At 72.7% G+C, this 12,299-nt stretch carries 10 protein-coding genes; 1 reads left to right on the top strand and 9 read right to left on the bottom strand.

The features are described from left to right. Positions 1-7: 7 nt before the first annotated feature. The 4 genes from ABD481_RS07325 to ABD481_RS07310 form a co-directional block, all read right to left on the bottom strand. Positions 8-583, bottom strand: coding sequence for an RNA polymerase sigma factor (locus ABD481_RS07325; RefSeq protein WP_344664774.1), 576 nt, complete (start codon positions 581-583; stop codon positions 8-10). A gap of 63 nt (positions 584-646) precedes the next feature. Continuing rightward, complete coding sequence (locus ABD481_RS07320) at positions 647-2,815, bottom strand: DUF6311 domain-containing protein (protein WP_344664773.1); 2,169 nt, start codon at positions 2,813-2,815, stop codon at positions 647-649. A 19-nt stretch (positions 2,816-2,834) separates the two neighbouring features. Next, complete coding sequence (locus tag ABD481_RS07315; protein ID WP_344664772.1) at positions 2,835-3,914, bottom strand: Zn-dependent alcohol dehydrogenase; 1,080 nt, start codon at positions 3,912-3,914, stop codon at positions 2,835-2,837. Further along, entirely contained in the window at positions 3,911-4,939 is a 1,029-nt protein-coding gene (locus tag ABD481_RS07310; protein WP_344664771.1) for an SDR family oxidoreductase, read from the bottom strand. Before ABD481_RS07310 ends, ABD481_RS07315 begins: the two co-directional genes overlap by 4 nt. A 132-nt stretch (positions 4,940-5,071) precedes the next feature. Here ABD481_RS07310 and ABD481_RS07305 point away from each other — a divergent pair, with 132 nt between their 5' ends. Next, positions 5,072-6,007 (top strand): cyclase family protein, encoded by a 936-nt coding sequence (locus tag ABD481_RS07305; protein ID WP_344664770.1) that lies wholly within the window; start codon positions 5,072-5,074, stop codon positions 6,005-6,007. Positions 6,008-6,043: 36 nt separating this feature from the next. Here the strand turns inward: ABD481_RS07305 and ABD481_RS07300 are convergent, their stop codons facing one another. The 5 genes from ABD481_RS07300 to ABD481_RS07280 all read right to left on the bottom strand — a co-directional run bounded on the left by ABD481_RS07300 (position 6,044) and on the right by ABD481_RS07280 (position 12,263). Next, on the bottom strand, positions 6,044-6,814 hold the full coding sequence (locus ABD481_RS07300; RefSeq protein WP_344664769.1) for a prepilin peptidase: 771 nt from the start codon (positions 6,812-6,814) through the stop codon (positions 6,044-6,046). Next, positions 6,807-10,727, bottom strand: a complete 3,921-nt coding sequence (locus ABD481_RS07295; protein ID WP_344664768.1) for an AfsR/SARP family transcriptional regulator — start codon at positions 10,725-10,727, stop codon at positions 6,807-6,809. Before ABD481_RS07295 ends, ABD481_RS07300 begins: the two co-directional genes overlap by 8 nt. 119 nt (positions 10,728-10,846) lie before the next feature. Further along, entirely contained in the window at positions 10,847-11,350 is a 504-nt protein-coding gene (locus ABD481_RS07290; protein WP_344664767.1) for a hypothetical protein, read from the bottom strand. Continuing rightward, the gene (locus ABD481_RS07285; RefSeq protein ID WP_344664766.1) at positions 11,344-11,862 is read right to left on the bottom strand and encodes a TadE/TadG family type IV pilus assembly protein; all 519 of its coding nucleotides are present in this window, start codon (positions 11,860-11,862) and stop codon (positions 11,344-11,346) included. The genes ABD481_RS07290 and ABD481_RS07285 overlap by 7 nt, the downstream gene beginning before the upstream one ends. A gap of 5 nt (positions 11,863-11,867) precedes the next feature. Next, the gene (locus tag ABD481_RS07280; protein WP_344664765.1) at positions 11,868-12,263 is read right to left on the bottom strand and encodes a TadE family protein; all 396 of its coding nucleotides are present in this window, start codon (positions 12,261-12,263) and stop codon (positions 11,868-11,870) included. Positions 12,264-12,299: the final 36 nt, after the last annotated feature.

The raw sequence follows: 12,299 nt of genomic DNA, 5'->3' as shown, positions 1-12,299 counted from the left end.
AGTCCTCTCATGTCCCCTCCTCCGATTCAATGAGATGTCCGAGGTCTGACGACAACCGCCGGCGGGCCCGCGACAGGCGCGACTTGACCGTCCCGACGGCTATGCCCAGCGCGGCGGCCGCCGCCTGCTGGTCCAGTCCGGACCACAGGCACAGCTCGACCACGTCGCGCTCGTGGCGGGGCAGCCGGGCCAGGGCCCGGTGCAGGTCCGACATCCGGCGCTCGTCGTCGATCCGGGTCGCGACCGCGTCGGCGTGGTCGGCGTCGTCCCGCGGCTCGTCTTGGATCACGAGCCGTTGGACGAGCGCCTGCGCCCGCCGCAGCCGCCGCCGGGTGTTCGACAGCGTCCCGTTGGCCACGCCCAGCAGCCACGGCAGCGCCGAGTCCCGGTCCAGCACGATGTCGGCGCGCCGGCGCCAGGCGTGCAGGAACACGGTCGAGGTCAGGTCCTCGGCCTCGCCCCAGTCCGCCGTGCGCCGGAACAGGTGGTTGTAGACCGCCGTCGCGTGCCGGTCGAAAAGCATCCCGAACGCCTCCCGGTCGCCGTCGACGGCCTGCGCCCACAGCTCGCGGTCAGTCGTCATCAGTCCTCACACCGGATTCGTGTCCGGCACGGCGGGAGGGGTTCCCGCTTTCGAGGACCGGTCCTACCGGGTGGGTTCCTTCCACACCACGACGCCGCCCTTGTGCACCCCGGGCGCGATCGCCTGGTCCAGGAACGCCCCCACCGCGTCCAGGTTCGGCGCGCCCTCGGCCATCACGACGCAGTTCGCCTGCCAGGTGCCCAGGTCCAGCGCCACCCGGCTCTTGATGGAGCCGTCCACCGGCGGGGTGGCGCCGCCGCCGTTCTTGAAGATGTACGACAGCCACTGCGCCGTCCACAGCACGTTGTTGCGGCCCCAGGTGACCTGCTTGTCGGTCGGCGAGCTGGGAGCCATCACCGGCCCCTGCGGGATCGCGAACGCGGTGTCGGCGGCCGTGGACCAGGTCTCGTTGGTCCGGTCCCCGCCGTCGGACAGCGGTACGCCGACGATGGTGTTCCGGCCCGGCGACACGCACTCCTTCCAGGTCCCGGCGGTGAAGTAGGCCGGGATCGGCGCGCGGTCGCTCGCCTCCAGCACCCGCGGCAGCAGCGGGAACAGCGCGACGGCGGTGCCCCCGACGGCCAGTCCCCGGACCCACATCCAGCGCTGCGCCAGCGCCTTGTCCAGGCCCATCGCCAGCAGGATCCCGACGATCCAGGACACCGCCAGCGCGCTGCGGATCGGCAGGCTGGAGGAGAACAGCGGCAGATCCTGGAGGTGCGACCAGACCCCGTCCTTGCGCAGCGGGAACCAGCCCCAGGTGATCGGCTCGTGGTCGAACACCGGCGTCGGCCCCACCGACAGCAGGACCAGGCAGGCCGCCGCGATCAGCAGCGCCCGGACCGCCGCGTTGCGCAGGCACCAGACCACCAGCAGGACCACCACCAGCAGCAGGGCCCAGCCGACCAGCGCCGCCTGCTCCGTCGCGCCGGGGGCCAGCGGGTCCAGCTGGTTCTTGTCGATCCAGATCTCCAGGTCCGGATACACCGCGTAGGACTTCAGATCCGCCGAGTAGTAGGCGATGTCGAACGGGATGCCCTTGAACGACATGGGCCCGGCGAACTGGAACGTCAGCGGATACGCCAGCAGCACCGCCGACGTGGCGATCGCGACGGCCGCGCCCTTGAGGAAGGTGGGGCCGTCCGCGCGGGTCTGCCGCGGGCGCATCGCCGCGTACGCGATCAGGAAGAAGAAGCAGCCCAGCGCGGTGAGGAACAGCAGTTCCTCGCCGACGAACACCTGCGCGACGATCATCAGGCCGAGCGCGACGCCGTTGCGCACCGCGCGGTCCCGCTCGCGCAGCCGCAGCAGCCGGCCCAGGATCAGCGGCACCAGCCACTGCCCGGCCAGGTTCGGGTGCGCCAGCGAGTGCGACATCATCGACGGCGAGAAGCCCATGAACAGGCCGCCGACGAAGGCCGCGGTCTCGGTCCGCACGACGTGCTTGCGCAGGAACCAGCGCCAGGTGGTGGCGGTCGCGGCCAGGTTGAACGTGGTCAGCAGGGCGAACGACACCGACGAGCCGAACAGATAGGTGATCGGCGTCAGGACCACGGCCGGTCCGATGATCTGCGGATTGCCCACGACGTTCATCCCGTCGGGGGCGTTCATCGTGTGCGTGAACAGCGGGTTCTGCAGGTGCAGCACGGCGTGCTGGACCCAGGTCAGCTGCCACTCGAAGTACTGCTGGTCGTAGGGGTTGCCGGCCAGCAGCTTGGCCACCGGGTGCGCCAGCAGCTGCCAGGTGATCCCGACGGCCAGCACGATATAGGCCAGCGAGAGGTAGAGCCCGGGGCTGGGGTCGACGAACTCCCGCGCGATCCGGCTGCCCAGGCGGCGCAGCACGTTGCGGGTGTCCGGCTCCGCGACCTCCTCGGGGGGATCGAGGAGCAGGACCACGTGGCCGTCCTCGATCACGTGCCGGGCCTGGACACCGGCACCCACGGCGGTACCTCCACCGGCACCCATGCCGGCACCGACCTCGACGCCGGCGCCGGGCGCCGGGTCCGACGGCGGATCGTCCGGAGCGGATTCGTCCGAAAAGGAGCCGTTCGAGTGCGGGGCGTCCGGATCCGGGGCGTCTGAGGTGCCGTTTGAGGTTTCCGCACGCTCCGTGTCGGTCTCGCGCGTCCCCTGCTCGGGAACGGCCGCCGAGGGCGCGGACGACTCGGTGAGCAGCGCCACGTCGACCTCGTGGTCGGGTGCACCCTGCCCGGTCGGGCTCTCCGTCACGGCCTTCCCCTCGTTCGGCTCAGAGCAAGAGGACTCCCCTTGCCAATGACCCGCTTTCCAGGTCGTGGATCGCCTCGTGGATGTGCTCCAGAGGGTAGGTCTTCGTCACGAGTTCGTCCAGGAGGAGTTCACCCGTCCGATAGAGGTCCACATACCTTGTGACGTCGAACTGGGGGTGAGAGGTTCCGTAGCGGCAGCCCATAATGGTCTTGTCCATATACATCCCGGAGACCAGGAACGAGGCCTCGGCGTCGGCGCGCGGAACCCCGAGCAGCACGGCCGTCCCCGACCAGCCCAGCATGTCGGTGGCCGCGCGGATCAGCGCGGGATGCCCGACGCACTCGAAGACGTGGTCCGCGCCGCCCGGGAGCAGCTCCTTGACCAGCGCCACGACGTCCGCGCCGGACGGATCCACGAAGTCGGTCGCCCCGAACGTCCGGGCCGCCTCCGCCTTGCGCGGGTTGGTGTCCACGGCCACGATCCGGCCCGCGCGGGCGATCCGCGCGCCCTGGATCGCGTTCAGCCCGATGCCGCCGACGCCGATCACCACGACCGTCTCGCCGATCCGCACCCGGGCCCGGTTCAGCACCGCCCCGACCCCGGTCAGCACGCCGCACCCGATGAGCGCGGCGGAGGGCATCGGGACGTCCTGAGGGATCGGCACCGCCTGCACCTCCTTGACCACGACGCGTTCGGTGAAGACCGACGTGTTGGCGAAGGAGGCCACCTTCTCGGTCCCGCCGCCGGCCCCGGTCCGGGTGAACGGCCGGCTCATCCGGCCGAAGGTCGACCGGCACATCGTCGGGCGGCCCCGGCTGCACGCCGGGCACACGCCGCAGTGGTTGATCGTGGTCAGGCACACGTGGTCGCCGGCCTTGACCCGGGTCACCGCCGCGCCGACCTCGGCCACGACGCCGGCGCCCTCGTGCCCGAGCACCGCCGGGCCCGGATACGGGATGGTGCCGTTGACCACGCTGAGGTCGGAGTGGCACAGGCCGGCGGCCACGATCCGGACCACGACCTCGTCCGCGCGCGGCGCGCGCACCTCGACGCCCTCGACGACTTCGAGCTTGCCGTTCTCGAAGACCGCCGCTCTCATCGGGCGCCGCCCTGCTCCGTGGCGGCCTGACCCGCGCCGTCCTGAGCTGCCCTGCCCTGCTCCGCGCCAGCCTGCTCCTCGGCGGCACCCTGCTCCCCGCCGGCCTGGCCCGCGCCGCCTTGCTCCTCGGCGGCCTTGCGGTCCTCGGTGGCCTTCGCGTACGCGGCCATCTTCGCGATCATCGGCATCGTCTCCACGCCCACCGCCTCCGGCAGCCGCTTCGCGATCGACTCCGCGGTCCACGGCTCCTCGCCGTACATCGACCGCAGCTCCCGCGGCTGGTTCCAGACCGCGATCCGGCGGCCGGCCACCGTGTAGATCTGGCCGGTGACGGCGCGGGCGGCGTCCGACAGCAGGTAGGCGACCAGCGGCGCCACGTCCTCCGGCTCGCCCATCTCGGCCATGTCGAACGGCACGTTCGCGCTCATCCGGGTCCGGGCCACCGGGGCCACCGCGTTGGCGGTGATCCCGTACCTGCCCAGGCCGAGCGCGGCGCTGCGGACCAGGCTCACGATGCCGCCCTTGGCCGCGCTGTAGTTGGCCTGCGACACGCTGCCCGCGTGGTTGCCGGAGGTGAAGCCGACCAGCGCGCCGCCGCCGGCCTTGCGCATCACGGCGCTGGCGGCGCGGAAGACCGTGAAGGTGCCCTTCAGATGGGTCTCGATGACCGGGTCCCACTCGTCCTCGGCCATGTTGAACAGCATCCGCTCGCGCAGGATCCCGGCCACGCAGACCACGCCGTCCAGGCGGCCGAAGGCGTCGACGGCGGTCTGCACGATCCGCGCCCCGCCGGCCATCGTCGTGACCGAGTCCGCGCACGGCACCGCGTGCCCGCCGGCGTCCCGGATCTCCTGCGCCACGCTCTCGGCGACCGCGCTGCCCGGCTCGCGGCCGTCGATCGAGACGCCGTAGTCGTTGACGACCACGGACGCGCCCTCGGCGGCGCAGCCGATCGCCACCGCGCGCCCGATGCCCCGCCCCGCCCCGGTCACCGCGATCACTTTGCCTGCCAGGTAGTCGGCCACTTCCGCTCGCTCCTCGGGTCCGAAGCCTACGAATCTGACGGCATGTTAGCTAAGGTTCGCGCGAGTGGACAGCACTAACTGACGCTGTGTCAGATCTCACCCGACCGGGGCCGACGCCCGAGGAGGACCGCCGTGCCGATGCCTGAGCAGTTCACCGAACTGGCCGCGCGCGTCAACAACTGGGGGCGCTGGGGCGCCGCCGACGAGCGCGGCACGCTGAACCTGATCACGCCGGAGGCCGTGGTCCGGGCGGCCGGCCTGGTCCGGACCGGGAAGCGGTTCGCGCTCGGGCTGCCGCTGGACGAGGACGGCCCGCAGATCGGCCTGATCCCCGGCCGGGACAACCCGAAGCGCGCCATGATCATGGTCAACGCCCAGGTGATGGGGGCGGAGCACCCGTTCCGGACCTCGGACGACCGGGTCGAGATGGGCTTGCAGGCCGGCACCCACTGGGACGCACTGGCCCACGCCTCGTACGAGGGACGGCTCTACAACGGCTTCGATCCCGGCGGCATCACCGACGCCGGCGCCGCGCACTGCGGGATCGACAAGGCCGGCCCGATCGTCGGGCGCGGCGTGCTGCTGGACGTGCCGCGCGCGCTCGGGGTGGAGCGGCTGGGCGAGGCGTCACAGGGACATGCTTTGACGCCCGACGACCTCGACGCGGCGGCCGAGCTGGCGCGGGTGCGGATCCGGCCCGGGGACGTCGTCCTGGTGCGGACCGGTGCGATGGCGCTGCTCAAGGCCGGGGACAAGAGCGGGTACTGCTTCCCGACCTCGGGCCCCTCGATGCGGACCGTGCCGTGGTTCCACGCGCACGACGTCGCCGCGGTCGCCACCGACAACCTCGCGTTCGAGGTGTACCCGCCGGAGCGGGACGACGCGCAGCTGCCGGTCCACCTGCTGCATCTGGTGGAGATGGGGATGCTGCAAGGCCAGAACTGGGACCTGGAGGCGCTGGCGGAGGACTGCGCGCAGGACGGCGTGTACGAGTTCTTCCTCTCCGCCTCGCCCGAGCCCTTCACCCACGCCGCCGGGGCGCCGGTGAACCCGGTCGCCGTGAAGTGACCGCCGCCGCGCCCTCCTTGCGGCCCTGCGGCGGTCCTACGGCGCGATCAGCATGACGGCGATCGTGCCGATCAGGAGCCCGGGGCCGTAGGGGAAGCGCTTGCGGCCCCGCGTCAGCATCACCACCGTGATGACCAGCAGGGTGAAGTAGGACAGCAGCGTGCCGTCGTAGACCTGGGTCCAGTCCTTGGCCGCCATGACCATACCCGCCGTGGCGCCGAGCTTGACGTCGCCCAGGCCCATGCCGCCGCGAGTGACGGCGTAGAGCACCAGGTAGAAGAGGGCGATCACCAGGCCGCCCTCAAGCTCGGTGACCAGGCGGTGCGGATGGTGGTCGGCCAGCGCCTCCAGCACCAGCAACGCGACCACGGCGAGCAGCATCGGCTCGGTCAGGGCGTTCGGCAGGCGCAGGATCGCGAAGTCGACGACGGCCAGCGCGACCGCCGGGGCGGCGAACGCCATCAGCGGCAGCGTGGACAGGTGCGGGCCCAGGCGCAGCAGGATGCCCGCCTCCAGCAGCAGCGTCGCGACGAGGATCGGGACCAGCCGGCGGGCGACGATCGGGCGCCAGGGGACCGGTTCGGGCTCGGGCTCGGGTTCGGTGCCGGACTCGGGCCCGGATCCGGTTTCGGATCCGGGTTCGGCCTTCCCGATCGTGTCCTCTGCCTCTGTCTCTATCTCTGTCCCGGCCCGCGCCGCCGCTTCCGTACGACCGGTCGCGGGGTTCTTCAGCGCGTCGTCGCCGTCGCCATGGCCGTCGCCGTCCTCGTCGAGCAGCTCGACGACGTTCTCCCGGATCTCAGGCACCCGGCACCGCCTGGATCACGTCGCGGAGCAGGGCGGTGGTCTCGGACTGCAAGTCGATGCCTTCCCGGTCGGCGTAGGCGATCAGGGTGTCGGCGTGCTGCCGGGCGCTGGACAGGTCGCCCAGCGCGGCCAGCGCCGTCAGCAGATCCCGGTACAGGAGCTCGGATTCCGGGGCGGCCTGGAGCCCCCGGTACGCCGCGCTCTGCGCACCGCGCGGGTTCTGCTCGCTCAGGCAGGCCTCGGCGACGTAGTGCGCGGTGTCGATGATCAGCGCGGTCATCTCGTGGCGCAGCGCCTCGGCCCAGCCGTAGCGGCGCAGCGGCGCGTCCTCGAAGGGCCGGCCGCGCACCAGGCCGATGGCGCTGACCAGCTCGCCGCTCTGCACCCGCCACACGAAGTCCAGCCAGTCGCAGGTTACCGACGGGCCCATCGCGTAGCCGTGCGGCGAGATCCGCAGGTGCTGCTCGCCGTAGGCGTCGGTGCCGAGCCACTCCCGCAGCCGCGCCACCTGCGCGTCCCGGATCGTCACCGCGCCCTTGCGGCCCGGCCACAGCTCGGCCGCGATCTGCGCCGCCGAACAGCCCGGGTGCAGCATGATGAACGCCGCCACCTCGGCCAGGTCCGCGGCCCGGCTGCCCTCGGTGGCCGCCGTCCCGGACAGCTCGATCGGGCCGAGGACGTTGATCGAGCGGGCCATCGTCGCCGGGTCGAAGCTGTGCTTCTCGGCCTCGGCGGCCTTGCGCTGGTTCCAATAAGCGTTCTGCCACTGTCCCGGCTTGCGGGGCTTGTCGGCCAGGTCGACGGCCTTCTCCAGGGTGCCGGTGCCGGTACCGGTACCAGTGCCGGTACCAGTGCCGGTCCCGGCCGCCGAGGCGCCGGCCGCGACCGGCTCCAGCCCCAGGCCGGCCAGCCGGTCCTCGGGATTCGGCGGCGCCTCCCCGAGGATCCCCGGCGCGGCCAGCGTGGTCAGCCCGAGCACCACCGGCTGCGGCGGCTTGGCCTGCGCGGCGTTCGGCACGCCGGTGACGCCGTCGGTGCCGGTCCGGCCGTGCCACGGCGCCACCACCAGGTCGAACTGCGGCAGGTTCGCCGGGTTCAGGGCGTGCCGGGCGTGCTTGGCGGTGCCCGGCTTGGGCAGCGGCCCCAGCAGGTGGGCCGCCGCCCCGACGGCCGGCGGCAGCGCGTCGATCCGGAACAGGTCCTCGACCGGGACCTGGAACCGGTTGGCGTGCTTGGGTTCCGGCGTGGCCAGGGGCTTGGCGCGGGGCGGGTCGGCCGACGCGGCGGCGCCGGCCGCCGCGGTCCCGGCAGTCCCGGCGCTGTCGCCGTTCGCCGCCCCGGCGCCGTTCTCCGCGCCGATGACGATGCCGGACCCGGCCTCGATCGAGGCCGGGACCCGGTGCGGCAGCGCCTGGCGCACCGGGCTCGGGGGCAGCTGCGGACGCGTCGCCTGGGCGCGCGCGGCGGTCCGTCCGGTGGGGGCCCCGGCCCGGGCGGCGTCGGGGTCGAAGACGCCGTCCTGCTGCGCCGAGGCCCACTCGTCGTCCAGGCCGGCGCCGGACAGGTCGCGCACGATGGCCGCGTACTGCGCGTCCCGCAGCGCCTGCATCCGGACCTTGATCCCGGTGCCGCCGGCCTGCGACGGCGGGGTCTGGAACAGCGGGCCGGTGACCGCCCACTGGGACAGCAGGTGGTCGGGCTCGGTGACCACCGCGACCACCGCCATCGAGGTGCGCTGGCGGCCGGAGAGCAGCTGCCGCAGCTGGTAGGCCGAGCGCGGGTCCAGCGGCGCCGCGGAGAGCAGGATGTGGGTCCTGGTGACCGGCGTCAGCTCCGGGTCCGGGTAGGTCCGGGCCTCGCGCAGCGAGACGTCGTGCCGGTCCAGGACCGCGTCCACGGTGGCCGACCAGCGGGCCATCGACTCCACCGCGCGCGGCAGGCTCTCGGTGTGGCTCAGGCAGCCGGGGTCGAACAGCGCCGGGAGTTCGGCGCCGAAGCCGACCATCGTCACCTCGATCCGGTCGGCCCAGGTGCCGGTGGCCAGTTCCACGGCCATCGCGCGCAGCATCCCGACCGACTCCTCGGCCGGGGCCAGCAGCGAGATGCCGTGCGTGGCCTCCAGGTCGACCAGGACCGCGTCGTCGCCCTCGTCGAAACCGAGCGACACCAGCGCCGGATACGGGGGCTGGGCGGTCGCGGCGCTCCCGGCCAGAGGCGCGCCGAGCGGGCACACCCAAACGCCGGGGCGCTGCGCGTCGGCGTAGAAGGGGGAGACCGGCGGCTCGGTGCGGGCCAGGTGGATCTCCAGGCCGTGCGGCTTCAGCACGGTCGCGGTGATGTCCGGCAGGATCCGGTCCACCTCGGCCAGCTTGGCGCTCAGGGTCTTCAGGGCGGCGTCGATGAAGACCCGGCCGGTCGGGTTCTCGATGGTGCTCAGCTCCAGCTCCCACTTGTCCGGCTGCCGGACCGCGATCCGCTCGCCGGGACGGCGCTGCATCAGCCGGCGCAGCCGCTTGGCGGCCAGGGTGCTGAGCAGGCCGGCGGCCAGCAGGCCGCCGATGCCGGCCATGGTCTTGCCGGGCTGGGACTCGACGTCGCCGAACGTGAGGGTCTCCGGGGCGGCGGGGTCGGCCGGCTGGTCGTGCCCGGTCGGCGCGGCCTGCGGGGCATTCTGGGACGTGCCCGGGGCGCCGTTCTGGGTCTGGCCGGTCGTCCGGTCGCCGGTCCGGGAGGCATCAGGGCTCGGACTGCCCGGCGCCGGCCCGGCCGGCGGGTCGACGTGGATCAGCGGCGGCTGCTGGACCGAACCGGGCGGTGCGGTCTGTGCCGTCTGTGGCGTCTGCGCGGTCTGCGCGGGCGGCGGGAGCTGCGGCTGCGACAGGGCCGTGGTCGCCTGCTGGCCGCCGACGTTCGCGTCGTCCGGCAGCACCAGCACGTCGCCCGGCCAGATCAGGTCGGCACGCCAGATCGGCGGGCCGCCGGCCTGGGGACGGCCCTGGTTCAGCTCGAACAGCTCGTCCCAGCGGCGCGGATCGCCCAGCACGTTCTTCGCGATGGAGCTGAGGCTGTCGCCCTGCCGCACGGTGTAGGTCTTGGCGCCGCTGGGCGCCGCGGTGTGCGCGGGCGCCTCGGTCTTGGTCCCGCCGGCGGCGTCGGCGCCGGCCGCGCCGATCGCGCCGGCGGCGGTGTCGGGGGCGTCGATGGTGTCCGTGTACCGCGACGCCGACCGGCTCTCGTCCGCCGATCCGGTCTGCGGGTTCTGCGGCGTCCCGTCCGCCGCCGCGTGGCCGGAGTCGGCGGGCATGATCAGGACCCATCCGGACTGGAGGAACTCCGAGTACCGGAACACGGTCCCGCCGGGCATCATCCGGCCGTCGTTCAGCTTCGCGATGTCGGCGAACCGGTTCGGGTCGCCCAACTGCTCCTGGGCGATGCGCCACAGCGAGTCGCCGGGCCGCACCGTGTACGTCGGACTGTCCACCTCGGCCTCCTGCACCGCCGCGCCGCGCGCGACTCCGTACCCGCCGCTCCCGTGCACCACCACCTGGGTGGCCGCGATCCCGCCGCCGCCCGCGTGCAGGTCCGCGGGAGTGTCCGCCATCGCCGCCACCGGCGAGGCCACGATCACCACCGCGGCGGTGACCATCGTCCCCACGCCCCGCTGGAGCCAGCCCAGCCCGGGCAGCCGCACCGCGGCGCGGTGCTGGACCTGCGCGACGATCTCCAGGAAGACCGACAGGAAGAAAAGGAACCAGCCGATCCAGGCGGCCAGATAAAGGCCTTGGAGGAAAAGGTGCCCGTCATCGGGACGGCGCAACGCCGCCCACATCACCGACGGCTTCACGACACTGCCCGGCAGCAGATCCCGGCCGAACAGCCACAAAGCCGCGGGCGTCCCGAATGTCAATGCCATCAACAGGATCAACGACGCCAGACTCGTCGCCGCCCCGACCGGCCGTCCGGGGGGTCCCGGCGGGCCGGCCGGCGTCGTCGGCGGTCGCTGTCCCTGCGCTGCCCGAGTGCTCATGAGACTCAGCCCCCTGCGTCAGTGACGCCCTGTGTCAGTTTGACTGTCGCGTGCCCGTGGTACTGGCCGCCAAACACCGAGTCCCGCAGGAAGTCGGCCGGCCGGTTCAGCACGACGGTGACGTAAAAGGTGTCCCGCGAAAGCGAGATCCCGATGTCGAAATCGACGGTGTAGCCGTTGGTCTTCTCGTTCGCGTTGACCAGGTTCACATACGGCGCGGCACAGGCTTTCGCCTGGGCGCTGCTCGCCAGTACCGCCGTGCCGTTGATCAGGTAGTTGCCGACGTTGACACACTGCGCGGCGGTGCGTCCGATCTCGAGCGCCAGGTCGTCGGCGGTCTGCTGGGAGGCCATGCCGCGGCCGCCGTCCCAGACCAGGCCGATGAAGGCCAGCATCGTGCCGCCCAGGATGAGCGCGACGATGCTGATCGCGCCGTCCTCGGCGCGCGGCGCCCGGAACACCCGGGGTGCCCGGAGCACTTGGAGCGCCCGGGCCGCGCGGCTCAGCATCCCCCGGTCCCGTCGCACCGGTAGGGATCCAGCGGGCTGTACGCGGTGACCTGCACCGTGATCGGAGTGCTGAACATCCCGAGCAGCCATTTCGTGTCCAGGGTGCACACGGCCCGGAACGCGAACATCGTCCGGGTCGAGCCGGAGGCGTCGTTGACCGCGACGGACTGCGGCGTGCCCGGGACGGTCTTGAACGCCGTCGAGTCCGGCACGCCCCCGGCGTCGGTGCACTCCAGGCCGTTGGTCGGCAGCCCGCTGACGGTGCCGTCGGTGACCAGGTTGTGCCAGGTCTTGTCCGCGTTGGCCTCGGCGAGCGCCGCGTCGCGGCTCATCGAGCCGGAGCGGGCCGCCGCCTGCGCCGCCTGCTCCACCGACTCATGGAAGTTCGCGACGCGCCCGAGCACCACCGCGAACGTGACGAGCACGATGATGATCGGGGCGATGATCACCGCCTCGAGGGTCGCGCTGCCGTCCTCGACGGCCCCGGGGCCGCTCCAGCGGCGCAGTCTCATCGTCGTCATCCATGCGTGAAGATCTCGGGGTTCGCGATCGCGGTCCGGGAGATCGGGAGGGTCATTGCGGGCAGGAAGGGCAGCGGCACCACGTTCGCGGTGACCACGAACTGGACCTGGTTCTGGGCGTTCACCACGCCGCCGAGCGGCTTCGCGGTGACGCCGCTCAGGCGGGTGCCCGCGACCTGGGCCAGGTAGGCGATGGCGGCCTTGCGGCCGTCGGCGACGGCGGTGTCCGGGGTGACGTCGGGCCGGCCGAGCTCCAGGGCCGTGACCCGGTTGCCCTCCTGGGCCGCCGCCAGCGCCACCTGCGCGGTGTAGTGGTACATCGCGGCCTGGAACACCAGCATCAGCGCGGCGAAGAAGACCGGGAACACAATGGTGATCTCGAGCGTCGTCACGCCCTCGTCCCCTCGTCCGGCGCGAGGGCGCTTCCA

It is taken from the genome of Catenulispora yoronensis (assembly GCF_039531695.1).
GTDB lineage: Bacteria > Actinomycetota > Actinomycetes > Streptomycetales > Catenulisporaceae > Catenulispora > Catenulispora yoronensis.
Note: the sequence above shows the minus strand (reverse complement) of the source record. Positions and strands in the feature narration are given on the sequence as shown.

What these genes read in the sequence shown, in the direction of transcription:
- ABD481_RS07290 (WP_344664767.1), bottom strand. Translation starts at nt 11,350, where the DNA reads ATGCTGAGCCGCGCGGCCCGGGCGCTCCAAGTGCTCCGGGCACCCCGG.
- ABD481_RS07325 (WP_344664774.1), bottom strand. Translation starts at nt 583, where the DNA reads ATGACGACTGACCGCGAGCTGTGGGCGCAGGCCGTCGACGGCGACCGG.
- ABD481_RS07295 (WP_344664768.1), bottom strand. Translation starts at nt 10,727, where the DNA reads ATGGCATTGACATTCGGGACGCCCGCGGCTTTGTGGCTGTTCGGCCGG.
- ABD481_RS07315 (WP_344664772.1), bottom strand. Translation starts at nt 3,914, where the DNA reads ATGAGAGCGGCGGTCTTCGAGAACGGCAAGCTCGAAGTCGTCGAGGGC.
- ABD481_RS07285 (WP_344664766.1), bottom strand. Translation starts at nt 11,862, where the DNA reads ATGAGACTGCGCCGCTGGAGCGGCCCCGGGGCCGTCGAGGACGGCAGC.